Origin of the sequence: Aeromonas sp., from assembly GCF_050633025.1 — a bacterium.
In the GTDB taxonomy this organism is placed as follows: Bacteria; Pseudomonadota; Gammaproteobacteria; order Enterobacterales; family Aeromonadaceae; genus Aeromonas.
On record NZ_JBODRQ010000007.1, the window covers coordinates 37,773 to 56,237 of the forward strand.

Sequence of the window (18,465 nt, forward strand, 5' to 3'; positions counted from 1 at the left end):
AACTTCTGATCGCGATCCCTGCCCTGTTGTTGATAGATGTAAAAAACACAGATTCACTAAAGTCTGTTCATATTGCGGCCGATAGCCTTTGATACATCAGGGTTTTCCCTGCCTGACACAACAACAAGGATTCGTCGTCATGACCCTCTCTCTGCGCGGCAAGCTGCTGGCCACCAGTCTTGGCGTAGTGCTGCTGATGGCATCACTGCTCGGCATCGTTGCCTTTCACACCCTAAAATCCCGCACCATGAGCGCCATCCAGAGCGAGGCGGTCAACTATGGTCACGCCTACTCGGTGGCGATCGGCGACTGGATGGCAGATCGCAAGAATACCGTCCATGCGCTGGTCAATCTGATCAGCGACAACCCGCAAGCCGATCTGGTGCCGCACCTGAAGCAGGCTTACACCTCCGGTGGATTCGGGCTCACCTATTTTGGCTCCGAGCAGGGGGTCATGACCCGGCAGGACCCGTCCCTCAACACCGGCAACTATGACCCGCGCGAGCGCCCCTGGTATCAGGATGCGGTGAAGGCGGGGCAGCTGATCGTGACCGCCCCCTATGTCAGCGTCACCATGCAGAAGCTGGTGGTCACCCTCTCCGAGCCGGTGCGTCATCAGGGCGAGCTGGTCGGCGCCGTGGGGGCCAATCTGGCTCTCGACAAGCTGATCGATGAAGTGCTTGAAATGACGGTGCAGGGTGATGGCTATGCCATGCTGCTGGACAGCAGCGGTCTCATCGTCGGCCATCCGCAAAAGGATCTGGCGCTCAAGCAGATTGGCGAGCTCTCCCCCGACCTGTCGGCGGCCACCTTCCAGCAGTGGGGCCGCGAAAACAGCGAGCTGCACGCCGCCACCCTCAACGGGCGGGATGTGCTGCTGGCGGTACAACCGGTACCGGGCACCGACTGGCTGCTCGCCATGGTGATGTATCGCGATGTGCTGGAAGCGCCGCTCAGCAGCCTGCTGTGGGAGCTGGTGGGACTGACCCTGGTGCTGATGCTGGCGTTCAGCGCTCTGCTCACCGCCACCTTCAAATACCTGTTCGCCGATCTCGGCCGGGTCGCGCACGCCCTGCATGACATCGCCCACGGCGAGGGGGATCTCACCGTTCACATCAACACTCACAGCAAGGATGAGGTAGGGCTGCTGGCCCAGAACTTCAACCAGTTCGTGGCGCGGCTGCACGGCATCGTCAGCCGGTTGCGGGATGTGACCGTCGAGCTGGCGGCACAGTCCCGCGCCCAGGCGGCCGGGGCGCAGGCCCGCAGTCAGCGGGTGCGCCAGCAGCAGGACGAGATCGTGATGGTGGCAACCGCGGTGACCGAGATGGCCTCCGCCACCCAGGAGATCGCCGGCAACGCCGAGTTTGCCGCCACCACAGCCACCGATGCGGTCGCACTGGCGGTCGCCGGTCAATCCCAGGTGGGTCAGAGTCAGCGCAGCATTACCGGGCTGGCGGACGAAGTGGCCGATGCCAGTCAGGTGATCAACGAGCTCGACAGCCATGCCCAGAAGATCAGCGGCATTCTGGCGACCATCAGCGGCATCGCCGAGCAGACCAACCTGCTGGCGCTCAACGCCGCCATTGAGGCGGCCCGGGCCGGTGAGCAGGGCCGCGGTTTTGCGGTAGTCGCGGACGAGGTGCGGGTGCTGTCGCGCCGTACCCACGACTCCACCGACGAGATCCAGCAGATGATCGAGACCCTGCAGCAGACCACCCGCCGCGCCGTGGGCGGCATGGAGACCAGTCGCCAGCTGGCCGGCACCAGCGTCGAGGATGCGGAGTCCGCCAACCAGAGTCTGGCGCGGATCAATGAGGCGATCGGCTCCATCAGCGACATGGCGACTCATATCGCGGCGGCGGCCGAAGAGCAGACCTCGGTGACCGGCGAGATCAGCCGCAATACCGAGAATATCCGCCACGTCTCGCAAGAGCTGGCCGAGCAGGCGGGCAGCGAGGCGACGCAGGCGGCCGAACTCAAGTCGCTGACCGAGCGGCTGGAGCAGGAGATCGGCCGCTTCCGGCTCTGATCATCTCGCCACGCCAGCAACAGAAAGGGCAGCCCGCGGGCTGCCCTTTGTCATTTCACGACGGGCTTAAGGAGTCTGTTTGACCCAGATAAGCTGGTCGGTGGCAAAGCCCAGCGACTTCGCTTTGGCGACCAGCGCATCCACCTTCGCCTTGGGCGGGTTGGGTGAGCGGGCGAGGATCCAGAGGTAGTCGTGGTTGTAGCTGGTCACCAGCGAGAGCTGGTAATCGGGGTCGAGGTCGATGACGTTGTAGCCGCCGTAGAAGGGGCCGAAGAAACTCACCTTGAGCCGCGCCTCGTCCGGGTTGCCGACGAAGTAGGCTTTGCCCTCGGCCTCGCGCCAGCTGCCATCGCTCTGCTTGCCGCGGTTGAGTACCTTGACGCCGCCATCGTCCCGCAGGCTGTAGGTGGCGCTCACCTGCTCCAGCCCCCGCTCGAAGCTGTGGTCGAGGCGAGCAATCTCATACCAGGTGCCAAGATAACGATCGAGCTGGAAGCCGGTGACGGGGCGAATGCCGTCGGCAATCCCGGTACAGGCCGTCAGCAGTAAAGCGGTGAACAGGCAAAGCAGTGAACGCATAAGTAATCCCTCTCTGGTTATCCCTCAATGATGCGCAGCTGGCCATCCCGGAAGCGGGAGGCCTGATCCGTCGGCGTGCTGCCGAAGAAGCGCTTGTACTCCCGGCTGAACTGGGAGTTGCTCTCGTAACCTACTCTGGCGGCGGCCGCCCCCGCCTTGATGCCATCGTGCAGCATCATCATCCGCGCCTTGTGCAGGCGAAACGACTTGATGTACTGCAGCGGCGAGGTAGCGGTGACCGCCTTGAAGTGGTGGTGAAAGGCGGAGACGCTCATGTTCACCTCTCGCGCCAGCTCCTCCATGGTGAGGTTGTCGGCATAACGGGACTCTATCATACGCAGCACCCGGGCGATCTGGCCCACATGGTTGTGGCGATTGGCGAGCGCCTGCAGCGCCGGGCCGCCCCCCTCGGTGAGGGCGTGGAACAGCATCTCGCGCACCGTTTGCGGTCCCAGTACCCTGGCGTGCAGCGGGTTGTCCATCAGATCGATCAGCCGCTCGGCTGTGCAGAACATGGTCTCCGACAAGGGGACCGAGTAGACGCCGCGCTTTTGCGGAGCAGGGGTGGGTAGGGCATCCCCCAGCTCAAGCAACAGCTCCTGCAGGATGACCAGATCGATCTCGATGGAGAAGCCGATAAGCGGCTGCTCGGGGGAGGCGAAGCACTCGCACTCGCAGGGCAGCGGCAGGGTCATTAGCAGGTAGTGGTTGGGGTCGTAGCGAAACACCTGATCCGCCAGATAACCCACCTTGTGCCCCTGCAGGATCACTATCATTCGCGGCTGGTAGAGCACAGGAGTGCGGCCATGGTGCTCGGTGGTATAGATGAGGTTGACCTGTTTCACCGGGGACGGGGTGATGCCAGGGGCGGTGACGTGGCGGGTCAATCTGGTTGCGAGGTCGCTGTAACGATTTTGCATGGGCGCTCTTTGATTCGACAGCTCCGGTTTTTGCTGCTTTATAGAAATAGGCAAGAATCAAGCAGGATGTTGTCTTGATGGTAGGGTGGTTCTGGAGAAAAATGCAATCACGATTTCGCGGCCAGGCCGCCATGACTATCAGAAAAAGGCAATGTCGATGAACAACTTTACGCTCCATATCCCGACCAAAATCCTGTTCGGCCAAGGGCAGATTGCCCAGTTGCGCGAGCAGCTTCCGAGCGATGCCCGCGTCATGATCACCTATGGTGGCGGCAGCGTGGTACGCAGCGGCCTGCTGGAACAGATCCGCAACGAGCTGGCTGGCATGACCCTGTTTGAATTTGGCGGCATCGAACCGAACCCGGCCTACGAGACCCTGATGGGCGCCGTGGAGCTGGCCCGTGCCGAGCGAGTCGATTTCCTGCTCGCCGTTGGCGGTGGCTCCGTGCTCGATGGCACCAAGTTTATCGCCGCTGCCGCGCACTACGATCTGGCCAAAGAGCCCTGGCACATTCTCGAGACCGTTGGCAGCGAAGTACGCTCCGCCATCCCGCTCGGTTCGGTGCTGACCCTGCCGGCGACCGGTTCCGAAATGAACATGGGTGCCGTCATCACCCGTCGCAGCAGTGGCGACAAGGTGCACTTCTTCTCGCCGTTCGTGATGCCGCGCTTCGCCGTGCTCGATCCGGTGCTCACCTACACCCTGCCCGAGCGTCAGGTGGCGAACGGGGTGGTGGATGCTTTCGTTCATACCGTGGAGCAGTATCTCACCTATCCGGTCAACGCCAGGGTGCAGGATCGCTTCGCCGAAGGCTTGCTGCTGACCTTGATAGAAGAGGGCCCCAAGGCGCTGGCCGAACCGCACAACTACGAGGTGCGCGCCAATATCATGTGGAGCGCCACCATGGCGTTGAACGGCCTGATCGGTGCCGGGGTGCCGCAGGATTGGGCCACCCACATGCTGGGTCACGAGCTGACCGCCCTGCACGGCCTCGACCACGCCCAGACTCTGGCTGCGGTACTACCCGCCCTGCTGCAGGCCAAGCGCAAACAGAAACATGCCAAGCTGCTGCAATACGCAGAGCGGGTGTGGGGCTTGAACAGCGGCAGCGAAGCGGAGCGTATCGACGATGCCATCGCCGCGACCCGCGACTTCTTCGAGCGGATGGGGGTCAAGACCCGACTGCGCGACTACGGTCTGAAAGATCTGGGTATCGACACCCTGATCGGCAAGCTGGGTGAGCACGGCATGACCCGTCTGGGCGAACACGGCGACATCGACCTGGTGCAGAGCCAGCATATTTATCAAGCGGCCTGGTAAGGACAGTCAATCGGCGTCACATCGGAGAAATGATTAAATTGTCGGGGCCCTCTCCCGCCATCTGGAGGCTGAGCGGCCTCGTTTTCGTTGGGAAAATGTTACTTTTCGAGGGGGCACTGCGAGAAGTGAGACGAAAGCGGATTTCGTAAGAACAAAAAACGCTAAGCATAGAGGACCGGTAAAACATTTTTTTTGACTGGTTGGATCACTTTTTTCAGCTGTTTTTACTGGTATAAGCCTCTAATTTGGTTTGTTTTTTTTAATCGTGGTCCGGGATGGGCTGAATTCTGTACGAGTGCCGTTGGGACTGCGGTTGTAATAAAACTCCAAAATTTGATACTAATCACCTTCGCGCCTGAAAAGCGGGGGCCTGACCATGACAGGAGGTTGAGGTAAAGCCTACTGATTTTCATAACAAAGAGCCCTGGACCTGCACTTTGGTCATGTCTTGTTTCGTCAGAAGTGAGACACTGGGCAGCGATTGTTTATTAACCATCAGGGAATAGTCATGCAGATTGGAATACCGAGAGAGAGTCTCGCCGGTGAGACCCGGGTCGCAGCGACCCCGGCTACCGTCGAGCAGCTGAAAAAGCTCGGCTTCGAGGTCGCCATCGAGACCGGCGCAGGCCTGTCGGCCAGCTTCGATGATGCCGCCTTCGAGGCTGCCGGTGCCAGCGTGGTGCCGAATGTCTGGCAAGCCGACCTTATCTTCAAGGTCAATGCGCCGACCGATGCCGAGATCGCACAAATTAAAGATGGCGCCACTCTGGTGAGCTTCATCTGGCCTGCCCAGAACCCTGAGCTGGTCAAGAAGCTGTCGATGCGCAACATTAATGTGATGGCGATGGACATGGTGCCGCGGATCTCCCGTGCCCAGTCCCTCGATGCCCTCTCCTCCATGGCCAACATCGGTGGCTATCGCGCCGTGGTTGAAGCTGCGCACCAGTTCGGTCGCTTCTTCACCGGTCAAATCACCGCAGCCGGTAAAGTGCCGCCTGCCAAGGTGCTGGTGATCGGTGCCGGTGTCGCCGGTCTGGCCGCCATCGGTACGGCCGGTTCCCTCGGCGCCATCGTGCGTGCGTTCGATACCCGTCTGGAAGTGGCCGAGCAGATCGAATCCATGGGTGGGGAATTCCTCAAACTGGACTTCGGCGGCGAAGACGGCGCATCCAGCGATGGTTATGCCAAAGTGATGAGCGAAGAGTTCATCAAGGCCGAGATGGAGCTGTTCGCCCAGCAGGCCAAAGAGGTGGACATCATCATCACCACCGCCCTGATCCCGGGTAAGCCGGCTCCCAAGCTGATCACCAAAGAGATGGTCGACAGCATGAAGCCGGGCTCCGTCATCGTGGACATGGCCGCTCAGGCTGGCGGTAACTGCGAATACACAGTGCCGGGTGAACTGCATGTCACCGCCAACGGCGTCAAGGTGATCGGTTACACCGATCTGCCGGGTCGTCTGCCTGCCCAATCCTCCCAGCTCTACGGTACCAACCTGGTCAACCTGATGAAGCTGATGTGCAAGGAGAAGGACGGCAACGTAGCCATCAACTTCGAAGACGTGGTTCAGCGCAACATGACGGTGATCCAGGCCGGTGAAGTGACCTTCCCGCCGCCCGCCATCTCTGTCTCTGCCGCCCCGCAGAAACCCGCTGCCGCCAAACCGGCCGCCAAGAAGGAAGAGGCCAAGCCCTCCAACAAGAAGTTCGTGTTCGGTGCCCTCGGCATCGCCGCCTTCGGCTGGATTGCGTCTGTTGCCCCGGCAGCCTTCCTCTCCCACTTCACCGTATTCATCCTGGCCTGTGTGGTTGGTTACTACGTGGTGTGGAACGTATCGCACGCCCTGCATACGCCGCTGATGTCGGTCACCAATGCCATCTCCGGCATTATCGTGGTCGGTGCTCTGCTGCAGATCGGGCAAGGGTCGACCCTGGTCACCGCGCTGGCGTTCATCGCCGTGCTGATTGCCAGTATCAACATCTTCGGCGGCTTCACCGTCACTCAGCGCATGCTGAAGATGTTCCGTAAGGATTAAGGGGGTTTAACGTGTCTCAAGGACTGGTAACAGCATCCTATATCGTTGCCGCCGTGCTCTTCATCCTCAGTCTCGCGGGACTGTCGAAGCAAGAAACGGCCAAGCATGGCAACCTGTTCGGTATCGCGGGTATGGCTATCGCCCTGCTCGCCACCGTATTCAACCCGGAGACCAGTGGCGTTCACTGGATCATTCTGGCCATGGTGATCGGCGGTGCCATCGGCGTGCGTCTGGCGCTCAAGGTCGAAATGACCGAGATGCCCGAGCTGGTGGCCGTGCTGCACAGCTTCGTCGGTATGGCGGCAGTGCTGGTGGGCTTCAACAGCTTCATCGATCTGCACCCCTCTGCGCCTGCTGAGGTGGTGGTCTCCGTCGGTTCCAACCTGGATGCTACTTTGGCTGCTGCCCGTGCGGCGTTCGAACAGGCGGCCAGCGTCGCCCAGGTCGAGCACCTCTCCGGCGCCATGCTGAACATCCACCTGGTCGAAATCTTCCTGGGCGTCTTCATCGGTGCGGTGACCTTCACCGGTTCCGTGGTGGCCTTTGGCAAACTGCGTGGTCTCATCTCCTCCAAGCCGCTGATGTTGCCGCACCGCCACAAGCTGAACCTGTTGGCCGTGGTCGCCTCGCTGGCGCTGATGGTCTACTTCGTCAACGCGGGCGGCTCTACCTTCGCTCTGCTGGTGATGACCCTGATCGCCTTCGCCTTCGGCTGGCATCTGGTTGCCTCCATCGGTGGCGCCGACATGCCGGTGGTGGTCTCCATGCTGAACTCCTACTCCGGTTGGGCGGCAGCGGCGGCGGGCTTCATGCTCTCCAACGACCTGCTGATCGTGGTGGGTGCGCTGGTGGGCTCCTCCGGTGCGATCCTCTCTTACATCATGTGTAAGGCGATGAACCGCTCCTTCATCTCGGTGATCGCCGGTGGCTTCGGCTCCGATGGCGTGGCCTCCACGGCTGATCAGGAGATGGGCGAATACCGCGAAACCAGCGCCGAGGAAGTGGCTGACCTGCTGAAGAACTCCAGCTCCGTCATCATCACCCCGGGCTACGGCATGGCGGTGGCGCAGGCCCAGTATCCGGTGGCTGAAATCACCCAGAAGCTGCGTGATCGCGGCGTCAAGGTACGCTTCGGTATCCACCCGGTTGCCGGTCGTCTGCCAGGCCACATGAACGTGCTGCTGGCGGAAGCGAAAGTCCCGTATGACATCGTGCTGGAAATGGACGAAATCAACGACGACTTCGCCGACACCGATACCGTGCTGGTGATCGGTGCCAACGACACCGTCAACCCGGCCGCGATGGAAGATCCGGGCAGCCCGATCGCCGGTATGCCGGTGCTGGAAGTGTGGAAAGCGCAGAACGTCATCGGCTTCAAGCGTTCCATGAACACTGGCTACGCCGGTGTCCAGAACCCGCTGTTCTTCAAGGAAAATACCCAGATGCTGTTTGGCGATGCCAAGGCCAGCGTCGAGGCAATTCTGAAAGCACTGTAAGTGCCGCTCAGAGAGTGAATACCAAGGAGGCTTCGGCCTCCTTTGTTATTGTTGGATACTTGTATATCCTGAGTCCATATGGGTCATGAGGGATCTCCATGATGTGGTGTCAGGGTTGGCGCAAGCTGGGTTGGTGTGGTTGCCTGCTGGTATCGCTTCTGGTCGACAGCGAGGCGGTGGCGGGCGAGCTCCCCCCTCTGATTATTCTGACCGAGATCTGGCCTCCTTATGTGATGCGAGACGATAACGGCAAGTTGGTTGGGGCTGACCTGGAGCTGACCCAGATCGTCCTTGCCCAGTTGGGTTATCAGACCAACGTGAGGGCGTTGCCCTGGAAGCGGGTACTGCAAGAGGCTCACCTCAAGCAGGGGGATGCGGTGCTTGGCGTATTCTTTGAACCTTCTCGCCAGCAGTGGCTCCACTATCCCGACGAGCCGCTCTCTCGCAGCGGCGAAGTGCTCTTCTATCCGGCGGATCGCCCGGTGAAATTCGAGCAATTCTCTGACCTCAAGGGGTTGCGGATCGGCATTCAGGCAGGCTATGCCTACCGCCCTGATTTTCTGGCTGAGGAAGGAGTGATCAGAGTCGCCATGACGGGCGAAGGCAAGATGCTCAAGCAACTGCATCTGATGATGGCCGGTCGACTGGATGGTGTCGTGCTCAACGAACGGGTTGGTCACTATTTGCTGCACAGCCAGGGATTGCAGGGTCTGGTGCGTCACGGTACACCTCTGCTGACCGATGACAATCGCAATTTCCTTGCATTTACCCGCAAGCCCGGCCACGACCAACTGGCTATCCGTTTCTCCTCTGCTCTCAAAGCATTCAAGAAAACCGCTGCCTATCAGCACCTATTGGCTCGTTACCATCTCTAGATGAGCCAGATGTCTGTGGGCTGCTTCACAATTTGTCGCACTTTGTTAAAAGACGGGCATAATTGCGCTAAGAAAGCGATGCAGCGCAACTTAATTTGATTTTATTGACATTAAATTCAAATTAAGTTGATTAGATGGCCTGTCATTAGACGGCCTTTTCTCTGGCGATGCTCCGGCTACGCACTCCTGATTGATGTTGACCCCGTGTCACCCCCTTTGGCCATGTTGTTGCCGGTAGCGATGGCATTGCGCCACCAAGATGAGAATGCACAGATGAAAGCACAATGGAGCGACTTTATTACCCTGCTCAAGCGTGAAGTGGTGCCAGCCCTGGGCTGTACCGAGCCGATGTCGGTGGCGCTGGCGGCGGCCAACTGCCGCAAGCTGCTGGGGGAGACCCCGACCCGCATCAGCGTCTGGGTCAGTGGCAATCTGTTCAAGAACGGCATGGGCGTCGGGGTGCCGGGCACCGGCATGATCGGTCTGCCGGTGGCCGCTGCGGTCGGCATCACAGGGGGCAATCCCGATGCCGGGCTGGAGGTGCTCAAGACCCTCACACCAGAACAGGTGGAAGCGGCCAAGGCGCTGCTGCCGGTGATCAAGGTGGATGTGAAGGATGTACCGGATGTGCTCTACGCCGAGGTGCTGGCCGAAGTGGAGGGTCATAGTGCCCGGGTGGTGATCTGTACCGACCACACCCGCATCATCCTGATGGAGAAGGATGGCGAGGTGCTGATGGAGCAGGCCAGTGCCCCCGGCGTGCAGATCCAGCCAGCCAAATCCGCCAAACCGGCCATGACCCTGCGGGAGATCGTCGATTTTGCATTGGCAGTGCCGCTGGCGGAGATCGACTTTATCCGCGAGGCCGCCACCATGAATCAGGCGCTGGCAGATGAAGGATTACAGGGGTACGGCCTGAAGATCGGCAAGATCCTCACCGAACAGGTGGAGCGCAAGCTGCTCTCCGATGACCTGATGACCCTGGCGATGCGACTCTCCTCCGCTGCCTCCGATGCACGGATGGATGGCGCCATGCTGCCCGCCATGTCCAACTCCGGTTCCGGCAATCAGGGCATTGCCGCCACCATGCCGGTGGTCGCGGCTGCCCGCTTCCTCAAGGCGAGCGACGAGCAGCTGACCCGGGCACTGGTGATGAGCCATCTGGTGGCCATCTACATCAAGACTTATCAGAACAAGCTGTCGGCGCTGTGCGCCGCCAGCACCGCTGCCATGGGCTCCGGCGCGGCCATCACCTGGCTGCTGGGCGGCCAGTTCGAGCAGATCAGCCACTGCATCAACAACATGATTGGCGATGTCTCCGGCATTATCTGTGACGGCGCCGGCAGCGCCTGCTCCATGAAGGTCTCGACCTCCACCTCGGCGGCGGTGAAGTCTTCGCTGATGGCCATTAACAACCTGCATGTCCCCCAGAGCGAGGGGATCGTCTCCGACGATGTGGACCAGACTATTGCCAATCTGGGCCGACTATCCAAAGAGGGGATGCTGGATACCGACATCGAAATCATCAACATCATGCGAGCGAAACAGCAGAAGCAGTGAATCTGTGACAAGGGGGTGATAGACCCCCTTGTTCTTGTCACGACGGCGCAGACCGTCTGACACGGTTGCCAGGGCAAGCATGGCGCTTGCTCTTGTTTCTCGGGTGCAAGCCCGCTCTTTGGGGAGTCATACCATGTCACTTAGCGTTATCGGCAATCTGGCGATCGCCGCCTTCTTGCTGTTTTTCCTCTATCGGTTGCAGGAAAAACATGTGAGCTTCACCCGCCGGGTCTTTGCCGGTCTGGGGCTCGGTATTCTGTTCGGCGCCGCGTTGCAACTGCTTTACGGTGCAGGTTCGTCCGTCATTGTTCAGACCATCGACTATCTGGATATAGTGGGTAGCGGCTATGTGAAGCTGCTGCAGATGATCATCATCCCGCTGATCATGGTCTCCATCATCAGCGCTATCTTGAAGCTCAATGGCGGCACCGCGCTGGGCAAGATCAGCGCCATGACCATAGGCGTGCTGATCTTCACCACCGCCATCGCCGCCGGGGCGGGCATCCTGATGTCCAACCTGTTTGGCCTGACCGCCGAAGGGCTCACCTCCGGGGCCGCCGAAAGCGCCCGTGGCGCCGCGCTGCAGACCACCCTCGGCAGCGTCGAGAGCATGTCGTTCGCCAAGATGATGCTGGAGTTCATTCCGGCCAACCCCTTCCTCGACATGACCGGGGCGCGCAAGACCTCCACCATCGCAGTGGTGATCTTCTCCATCTTCATCGGCCTCTCTGCCACCGGCATCGCCCGCAAGAAGCCGGAGATCTTCACCAGCTTCAGCCACTTCGTGGCCGTGGCTCATGCCATCGTAATGCGAATGGTGACTCTGGTGCTGCGCCTGACCCCGTTCGGCGTACTGGCGCTGATGACCAAGGTGGTCTCCGGCTCCAACTATGCGGATATTCTCAACCTGCTCAGCTTTGTAATGGCCTCTTACGGCGCCATCGCCATCATGTTTGTCGTGCACCTGCTGCTGGTGAGCATGGTCGGCATCAACCCGCTGCGCTTCCTCAAGAAGATCACGCCGGTGCTGGCGTTTGCCTTCACCTCGCGCACCAGTGCGGGCTCCATCCCGATGAACGTGCAGACCCAGACCAAGTCGCTGGGTATTCCTGAGGGGATCGCCAACTTCGCCGCCTCCTTCGGTTCCACCATCGGCCAGAACGGCTGTGCCGGTATCTATCCGGCCATGCTGGCCGTGATGATTGCCCCGACCGTCGGGGTCAACCCGATGGATCCCGGCTTTATCATGACCCTGATCGCCATCATTACCGTCAGCTCCTTCGGGGTGGCCGGGATTGGCGGCGGCGCCACCTTTGCCGCGCTGATCGTGCTCTCCGCGCTGGACTTCCCGGTGGCGCTGGCTGGTCTGCTTATCTCCATCGAGCCGCTGATTGACATGGGTCGTACCGCGCTTAACGTCTCCGGCTCCATCACCGCAGGCACCGTCACCAGCCGCCTGATGGGCGAGACCGACATGTATGTGTTCAACAGCGATCACGAAGTGAGTCTGGACGGCGAAGAGTCCACCGTCTGATTTGCTGTCGGTTGATCTGCCCGTGGAAAGGGGTGACTCTTTCCCGTCATAGACCGCAGGGAGGGCATACCCTCCCTGCGCCATTGAGAGGAAAAACAATGAGAATTCTGATCATCGGTGGCGAAGCCGCCGGTATGAGCGCGGCCGCCAAGGCGCGCCGTCTGGCCATCGATGCCGGCATCGTGGTGTATGAGGCCTCCGAGGTGATCTCTTTCGGTGCCTGCGGCCTGCCTTACTTCGTCGGTGACGAGTTTCAGGAGCCCGGCTACATGGCCGAGTTCACCCCCGAGCAGTTCGCCGCCAAGGGGATCGAGGTCAAGATTGGCCATCGGGTGCTGAGCGTCGATGCGGCTGCCCAGACTCTGGTGGTGGAGCACAACGGCGACACCTTCACCGATCGCTACGATCGGCTGATGATCGCCACCGGTGCCCGCGAAGTGATGCCCCCCATCCCCGGTTTGCAGCAGCAAGGGGTATTCGGTCTGCGCCGGATGGCCGACGGGCTGGCGCTCAAAGCTGCGGTGCAAGACAAGAACAATCGCCGCGCCGTGGTGATCGGTTCCGGCTTTATCGGACTGGAAGTGGTCGAGGCGCTGGTCCATCAGGGCAAAGAGGTGCGTCTCATCGAGCTGGCGGAGCGGGTCATCCCCGATGCGTTTGATGGCGAGATCACCCAGCACATCGAAACCGAACTGCGCGAGCAGGGGGTCTCTCTCCATCTGGGTGAGCGAGTTGAAGCGCTGCTGGGGGATGGCCGGGTGACCGGCGTGCGCACCAGCCAGGGCGAGTACGAGGCCGATATCGTGGTGGTCTGCACCGGGGTCAAGCCCAACACCGAGTTTCTGGCTAATACCGGCATCGAACGACTCGGCAACGGCGCCATCAAGGTGGATCGTCAGGGGCGCAGCTCGCTGGCCAACGTCTGGTCGGCCGGTGACTGTGCCAGCGTCTGGCACAGCGTGAAGCAGCAGCAGGTCTATGTACCGCTCGCCACCATCGCCAACAAGCTGGGCCGCATGGTGGGCGAGAACCTGGCCGGGGCCGAGCAGGAGTTCCCGGGCACCCTCGGCTCTGCCGCGCTCAAGGTACTGGGGTTGGAGGCGGGCCGTACCGGCCTCTGTGAGCAAGAAGCCAAGGCGATGGGCATCGACTATCGTACCGTGGTGATCAAGGACAAGTGCCACACCAACTACTGCCCGGGCCAGTCAGACATTCACGTCAAACTGGTCTATGAGGCGGGCAGCAAGCGGCTGCTGGGGGGCCAGATCCTCGGTCGCAAGGGGGCGGTCCACCGCATCGACGCGCTGGCGGTGGCCATTACCATGGGGGTGACCACCGAGCAGCTCGGCATGCTGGACTTTGCCTACGCGCCGCCCTTCTCCCGCACCTGGGATGCCCTGAACGTGGCGGGTAACGTCGCGAAGTAAGAGTTGCTATGACGGACGGCGTTGGGAAGGCGCCGTTACGTTGCCCCAGCTCTGCAGAGCCCCTGCGGGTAACATCAGTGACTAAATTGCAGCGATAAAAAAACCGATGCCAAGGCATCGGTTTTTTGTTACCGGTTTATCCGTATCACTCAGCTACGGCCGAGGCGGTTCTCCGGGTAGTTCTTGGCCAGCACTTCGCGGGCATGCTTGGCCAGCTGCGGCATCTTCAGGGCGTCGTAAGACTCGACCATGATCTCCAGTGCCTTCTCGGTTTCGGCTGTGTCGGGGTAGGTTTCGACAATCAGCTTGGCCCGGTTGGCGGCTGCGACCAGTGCATCACGCTTCACATAATACTCGGCCACGCTCAGGTCATATCGGGCCAGACGATTCTTCAGGCCAATCATGCGGGCGCGGGCATCGGCGGCATAGACACTGTTGGGGTAGTTTTGCAGCAGGGTTTTGAAATCCTGGAAGGCCTGACGAGCATATGCCGGGTCTTTGTCGTCCCGATCGATACCGAACAGACTCTGGAAGAAGTTGTAATCCGCCGCCATGTTGGTCAGGCCGCGCATATAGAAGACGTAATCGATATTTTTATGCGCCGGATTGAGGCGGATAAAACGGTCGATATTGGCGATCGCCTGAGCGGTATCATCCTGCTTGTAGTAGGCATAGATGAGGTCAAGCTGCACCTGATTGGAGTAGGCGCCGAACGGGTAGCGAGAGTCCAAAGCCTCCAGCAATTCAGTGGCTTGCACGTAATTGCCAACGTCCAGTTTGAGGCGTGCTTTCTGGTACAGGGTCTCCGGCGGTTCGTCGGGTACCTTGGGTTTGGTGCTGGAACAGCCTGTGATCAAGGTAGCGACCAAGGCGAGCGACATCAGCAGGTGAGACTTCTTTCCCATCAACAACATCCGGTCCATTTCCACGAAATTGGCAAAGTATCCGTTATGCTTGGCTAAAAGAAAAGCTAGAATACCCGGATTATTTCGAATTGATACCCCCCGCTCAAGAGACCATACATGAGCCAGCATATTGAACTGACAGGCGAATTCCAGGATCACCAATTCGGGCAGCGACTCGACCAGGCCCTGGCCGAATTGTTTCCAGACTACTCCCGCACCCGCATCAAGGAGTGGATTTTACAGGACAGAGTGACCCTGGACGGTCAGGTTGCCAACACCCCGCGCGAGAAGATTCTGGCCGGGCAGCAGGTGCATGTGAATGTCGAGCTGGAAGCCGATACCCGCTGGGATGCCCAGGAGATCGAGCTCAACATCGTTTATGAAGACGAACACATTCTGGTGATCGACAAGCCGGCCGGTCTGGTCGTCCACCCGGGCGCCGGCACGCCCGATGGCACCATCCTCAACGCCCTGCTGCACCGCTACCCCGGCATTGCCGAGGTGCCCCGTGCCGGTATCGTGCACCGTCTGGATAAAGACACCACAGGTCTGATGGTGGTTGCCAAGACCGTACCCGCCCAGACCCATCTGGTGGAAGCGCTGCAGGCGCGCCAGATCACCCGTGAGTACGAAGCGATCGCCATCGGTCACATGACCGCCGGTGGTACGGTTGATGCGCCCATTGGCCGTCACCCGACCCAGCGTACCCATATGGCCGTGGTGCCCAATGGTCGTCCTTCCGTGACCCACTACCGGGTGCACGAGAAGTTCCGTGGCCACACCCGTCTGCGTCTGCGTCTGGAAACCGGTCGTACCCACCAGATCCGTGTCCACATGGCCCACATCAAGCACCCGCTGGTGGGTGATCCCGCTTACGGTGGCCGTCTGCGCCTGCTGCGTAACGCGACGCCGGAGCTGACCCAGATGTTGCGCAGCTTCAACCGTCAGGCGCTGCATGCCACCATGCTGCAACTGGCACACCCCATCACGGGTGAAGTGATGCAGTGGCACTCCGAGACCCCGCAGGACATGGTTGATCTGATGGAAGTGCTGCGCGCGGATACTCTCGCCAATCCGGACGATTTGGTCTGGAACTGATGTGATAGGGCCTGCTGCGTCGGTTTCTGGCGTCATCCGGCCCGAATAGATGCCAAACGGGGTTCCCTTGCAGGAGCCCCGTTTTTTATAGCGGTGAATTGAAGGAGTCACAGATGAAATGGATCGAACCCGATTGGCCTGCACCTGACAACGTCAGAGCCTTGTCGACCACCCGGGATGGCGGCGTCAGTGAAGGGGTCTTTGCCGGCCTCAATCTGGGGGCCCATGTGGGGGACGAACCGGCGCGAGTCGAGGCCAATCGTGCCCGCTTGCAGCAGGCCGCTGAAATCCCCGGCACCCTCAACTGGCTCAATCAGGTGCACGGCACCGTGGTGCATCCGGTCAGCCGCCATTATCAGCAGGCGCCGGATGCCGATGCCGCCTGTGCCCGTGACGTGGGTCAGGCCTGCATCGTGATGACCGCCGACTGTCTGCCGGTGCTGTTTTGTGATCGGGCGGGTTCTGTGGTGGCCGCCGCTCACGCGGGCTGGCGTGGGCTGAAAGAGGGCGTATTGGAGGCAAGCATCGCCGCCATGGGCTGCGAGCCGGACGAGATCCTGGCCTGGCTTGGTCCAGCCATCGGCCCTACCGCATTTGAAGTGGGTAGCGAGGTTCGCGAGGCCTTTATGGCAGAGCAGGCCGAAGCCGAAGCGGCGTTCGTGTCTTCGTCCAATGAGGGGAAATGGCTGGCGGATATCTACCGGTTGGCGCGGCTGCGGCTGGCCCGTGCCGGCGTCACCGCCGTCTACGGTGGCGAATACTGCACCTTCAGCGACAGCGAGCAGTTCTACTCTTACCGCCGCGATGGCCAGACCGGCCGGATGGCCTCCCTCATCTGGTTGGCCCGCTAAGCAATTACTCACCAAGTAATACCCCGTCTCTCTCAAGACCAGGTCCGTATGAGAGTGGCGGGGATCCTGCATCCTCCCCGCTTTGCAGAAAAAATAACCAGCATCACCCCTTGAAATAGCCCGTACGGGCCTCATCTTTCATCTCAGAAAGTTATGTTGTTTGCCGCGCAAGCGGCGTCTGCCTGTTTGAAGGGGGAGTGCAATGCGCCTCGATCGCCTGACCAGCAAATTCCAGATTGCTATTTCCGATGCCCAGTCTTTGGCACTGGGTCGTGACCACCAATTCATCGAACCCGTTCACCTGATGACCGCCCTGGTCAATCAGGATGGCGGCTCCATCCGTCCGCTGCTCACCCTGACCGGGATGGACATCAATTCTCTGCGCTCGCGCCTCGGCGAGGAGCTGGACCGCCTGCCGCGCGTCAGCGGCGTGGAAGGGGACGTGCAGCTCTCCAACGGCCTCGGCCGCCTGCTCAACGTCTGCGACAAACTGGCCCAGCAGCGCAAGGATCAGTTCATCTCCTCCGAACTGTTCGTGCTGGCGGCCCTCGACGAGAAGGGCACGCTGGGCGAGCTGTTGCGTGCTCAGGGGCTGACCAAGGAGAAACTCGAAGCGGCCATCGACAAGGTGCGTGGCGGCAAGAAGGTGGAGGATGCCAACGCCGAGGAGAACCGTCAGGCGCTGGAGAAGTACACCATCGATCTGACCGAGCGGGCCGAACTCGGCAAGCTCGACCCGGTGATCGGCCGTGATGACGAGATCCGCCGTACCATTCAGGTGTTGCAACGCCGCACCAAGAACAACCCCGTGCTGATCGGTGCGCCCGGTGTCGGCAAGACCGCCATCGTCGAGGGGCTGGCCCAGCGCATCATCAACGGCGAAGTGCCGGAAGGGCTGAAGAACAAGCGGGTGCTCTCCCTCGATATGGGGGCGCTGGTGGCCGGAGCCAAATATCGCGGCGAGTTTGAAGAGCGGCTCAAAGCCGTGCTGAACGATCTGGCCAAGGAGGAGGGCAACGTCATCCTCTTCATCGACGAGCTGCACACCATGGTTGGTGCCGGCAAGGGTGAGGGTGCCATGGATGCGGGCAACATGCTCAAACCGGCATTGGCCCGTGGCGATCTGCACTGCGTTGGCGCCACCACGCTGGATGAGTACCGTCAGTACATCGAGAAGGATGCGGCCCTTGAGCGCCGTTTCCAGAAGGTGCTGGTGGAAGAGCCGAGCGTGGAGGACACCATCGCCATCCTGCGCGGCCTGAAAGAGCGTTACGAGCTGCACCACCATGTGCAGATCACCGACCCGGCCATCGTGGCAGCGGCCCAGCTGTCGCACCGCTATATCGCGGATCGCCAGCTGCCGGACAAGGCCATCGACCTTATCGACGAGGCGGCGGCCAGCATCCGGTTGCAGATCGACTCCAAGCCGGAGGCGCTCGATCGCCTCGAGCGGCGCATCATCCAGCTCAAGCTGGAGCAGCAGGCGCTGATGAAGGAGGACGACGACGCCAGCCGCAAGCGTCTGGAGCTGATCAATCAGGAGATTGGCGAAAAAGATCGGGAATACAACGAGCTGGACGAGGTGTGGAAGGCCGAGAAGGCCGCCCTCGCCGGCACCCAGCATATCAAGGCGGCCCTCGAACAGGCCCGTCAGGATCTCGACGTGGCGCGCCGCGCAGGCGACTTGGGCCGGATGTCCGAGCTGCAATATGGCCGCATTCCGGAGCTGGAGAAACAGCTGGATCTCGCCACTCAGGCCGAGATGCAGGAGACCAGTCTGCTGCGCAACCGGGTCACTGACGTGGAGATTGCAGACGTCTTGGCCCGCTGGA

Annotated in this window: 14 protein-coding genes; 11 read left to right on the forward strand and 3 right to left on the reverse strand. The window is 60.7% G+C overall.

What is annotated here, in order from left to right:
• Positions 1 to 139 precede the first annotated feature (139 nt).
• Positions 140 to 2,032 (forward strand): methyl-accepting chemotaxis protein, encoded by a 1,893-nt coding sequence (locus tag ACRAUW_RS01965; protein ID WP_431360960.1) that lies wholly within the window; start codon positions 140 to 142, stop codon positions 2,030 to 2,032.
• A 66-nt stretch (positions 2,033 to 2,098) separates the two neighbouring features.
• On the opposite strand, the gene ACRAUW_RS01970 is transcribed toward ACRAUW_RS01965, so the two are convergent.
• Together ACRAUW_RS01970 and ACRAUW_RS01975 are read right to left on the reverse strand one after the other, a co-directional pair.
• The gene (locus tag ACRAUW_RS01970) at positions 2,099 to 2,611 is read right to left on the reverse strand and encodes a lipocalin family protein (protein ID WP_164537341.1); all 513 of its coding nucleotides are present in this window, start codon (positions 2,609 to 2,611) and stop codon (positions 2,099 to 2,101) included.
• Positions 2,612 to 2,628: 17 nt separating this feature from the next.
• Positions 2,629 to 3,531, reverse strand: coding sequence for an AraC family transcriptional regulator (locus ACRAUW_RS01975; RefSeq protein WP_431360961.1), 903 nt, complete (start codon positions 3,529 to 3,531; stop codon positions 2,629 to 2,631).
• 157 nt (positions 3,532 to 3,688) lie between these two features.
• On the opposite strand from ACRAUW_RS01975, the gene yqhD reads away from it, so the two are divergent.
• The 7 genes from yqhD (at position 3,689) to ACRAUW_RS02010 (ending at position 13,779) form a co-directional block, all read left to right on the forward strand.
• Positions 3,689 to 4,852, forward strand: coding sequence for an alcohol dehydrogenase (yqhD, locus tag ACRAUW_RS01980; protein WP_431360962.1), 1,164 nt, complete (start codon positions 3,689 to 3,691; stop codon positions 4,850 to 4,852).
• 508 nt (positions 4,853 to 5,360) lie between these two features.
• On the forward strand, positions 5,361 to 6,887 hold the full coding sequence (pntA, locus tag ACRAUW_RS01985; protein ID WP_431360963.1) for a Re/Si-specific NAD(P)(+) transhydrogenase subunit alpha: 1,527 nt from the start codon (positions 5,361 to 5,363) through the stop codon (positions 6,885 to 6,887).
• Positions 6,888 to 6,898: 11 nt separating this feature from the next.
• A complete protein-coding gene (gene pntB / locus ACRAUW_RS01990; protein WP_075111904.1) occupies positions 6,899 to 8,383 on the forward strand; it encodes a Re/Si-specific NAD(P)(+) transhydrogenase subunit beta in 1,485 nt (494 codons plus the stop codon).
• A 98-nt stretch (positions 8,384 to 8,481) separates the two neighbouring features.
• Positions 8,482 to 9,258 (forward strand): substrate-binding periplasmic protein, encoded by a 777-nt coding sequence (locus tag ACRAUW_RS01995; RefSeq protein ID WP_431360964.1) that lies wholly within the window; start codon positions 8,482 to 8,484, stop codon positions 9,256 to 9,258.
• Between the two features lie 273 nt (positions 9,259 to 9,531).
• On the forward strand, positions 9,532 to 10,818 hold the full coding sequence (locus ACRAUW_RS02000; RefSeq protein WP_431360965.1) for a serine dehydratase subunit alpha family protein: 1,287 nt from the start codon (positions 9,532 to 9,534) through the stop codon (positions 10,816 to 10,818).
• A gap of 133 nt (positions 10,819 to 10,951) precedes the next feature.
• Entirely contained in the window at positions 10,952 to 12,352 is a 1,401-nt protein-coding gene (locus ACRAUW_RS02005; RefSeq protein ID WP_431360966.1) for an L-cystine transporter, read from the forward strand.
• A 98-nt stretch (positions 12,353 to 12,450) separates the two neighbouring features.
• Complete coding sequence (locus tag ACRAUW_RS02010; RefSeq protein ID WP_431360967.1) at positions 12,451 to 13,779, forward strand: CoA-disulfide reductase; 1,329 nt, start codon at positions 12,451 to 12,453, stop codon at positions 13,777 to 13,779.
• Between the two features lie 149 nt (positions 13,780 to 13,928).
• Here ACRAUW_RS02010 and ACRAUW_RS02015 read toward each other — a convergent pair whose 3' ends face one another.
• Positions 13,929 to 14,684, reverse strand: a complete 756-nt coding sequence (locus ACRAUW_RS02015) for an outer membrane protein assembly factor BamD (RefSeq protein ID WP_021231467.1) — start codon at positions 14,682 to 14,684, stop codon at positions 13,929 to 13,931.
• A 117-nt stretch (positions 14,685 to 14,801) separates the two neighbouring features.
• On the opposite strand from ACRAUW_RS02015, the gene rluD reads away from it, so the two are divergent.
• From rluD to ACRAUW_RS02030, 3 genes are all read left to right on the forward strand, one after another.
• Entirely contained in the window at positions 14,802 to 15,782 is a 981-nt protein-coding gene (rluD, locus tag ACRAUW_RS02020; RefSeq protein ID WP_429021048.1) for a 23S rRNA pseudouridine(1911/1915/1917) synthase RluD, read from the forward strand.
• A 113-nt stretch (positions 15,783 to 15,895) separates the two neighbouring features.
• Positions 15,896 to 16,633 carry a peptidoglycan editing factor PgeF gene (gene pgeF / locus ACRAUW_RS02025; RefSeq protein ID WP_431360968.1) on the forward strand — a complete coding sequence of 246 codons (738 nt, stop codon included), beginning with the start codon at positions 15,896 to 15,898 and terminating at the stop codon, positions 16,631 to 16,633.
• A 202-nt stretch (positions 16,634 to 16,835) separates the two neighbouring features.
• A partial coding sequence (locus ACRAUW_RS02030; protein WP_431360969.1) for a Clp protease N-terminal domain-containing protein occupies positions 16,836 to 18,465 on the forward strand: 1,630 nt, incomplete at its 3' end.

What these genes read in the sequence shown, in the direction of transcription:
- ACRAUW_RS01965 (WP_431360960.1), top strand. Translation starts at nt 140, where the DNA reads ATGACCCTCTCTCTGCGCGGCAAGCTGCTGGCCACCAGTCTTGGCGTA.
- ACRAUW_RS01970 (WP_164537341.1), bottom strand. Translation starts at nt 2,611, where the DNA reads ATGCGTTCACTGCTTTGCCTGTTCACCGCTTTACTGCTGACGGCCTGT.
- ACRAUW_RS01975 (WP_431360961.1), bottom strand. Translation starts at nt 3,531, where the DNA reads ATGCAAAATCGTTACAGCGACCTCGCAACCAGATTGACCCGCCACGTC.
- yqhD (WP_431360962.1), top strand. Translation starts at nt 3,689, where the DNA reads ATGAACAACTTTACGCTCCATATCCCGACCAAAATCCTGTTCGGCCAA.
- pntA (WP_431360963.1), top strand. Translation starts at nt 5,361, where the DNA reads ATGCAGATTGGAATACCGAGAGAGAGTCTCGCCGGTGAGACCCGGGTC.
- ACRAUW_RS01995 (WP_431360964.1), top strand. Translation starts at nt 8,482, where the DNA reads ATGATGTGGTGTCAGGGTTGGCGCAAGCTGGGTTGGTGTGGTTGCCTG.
- ACRAUW_RS02000 (WP_431360965.1), top strand. Translation starts at nt 9,532, where the DNA reads ATGAAAGCACAATGGAGCGACTTTATTACCCTGCTCAAGCGTGAAGTG.
- ACRAUW_RS02005 (WP_431360966.1), top strand. Translation starts at nt 10,952, where the DNA reads ATGTCACTTAGCGTTATCGGCAATCTGGCGATCGCCGCCTTCTTGCTG.
- ACRAUW_RS02010 (WP_431360967.1), top strand. Translation starts at nt 12,451, where the DNA reads ATGAGAATTCTGATCATCGGTGGCGAAGCCGCCGGTATGAGCGCGGCC.
- ACRAUW_RS02015 (WP_021231467.1), bottom strand. Translation starts at nt 14,684, where the DNA reads ATGGGAAAGAAGTCTCACCTGCTGATGTCGCTCGCCTTGGTCGCTACC.
- rluD (WP_429021048.1), top strand. Translation starts at nt 14,802, where the DNA reads ATGAGCCAGCATATTGAACTGACAGGCGAATTCCAGGATCACCAATTC.
- pgeF (WP_431360968.1), top strand. Translation starts at nt 15,896, where the DNA reads ATGAAATGGATCGAACCCGATTGGCCTGCACCTGACAACGTCAGAGCC.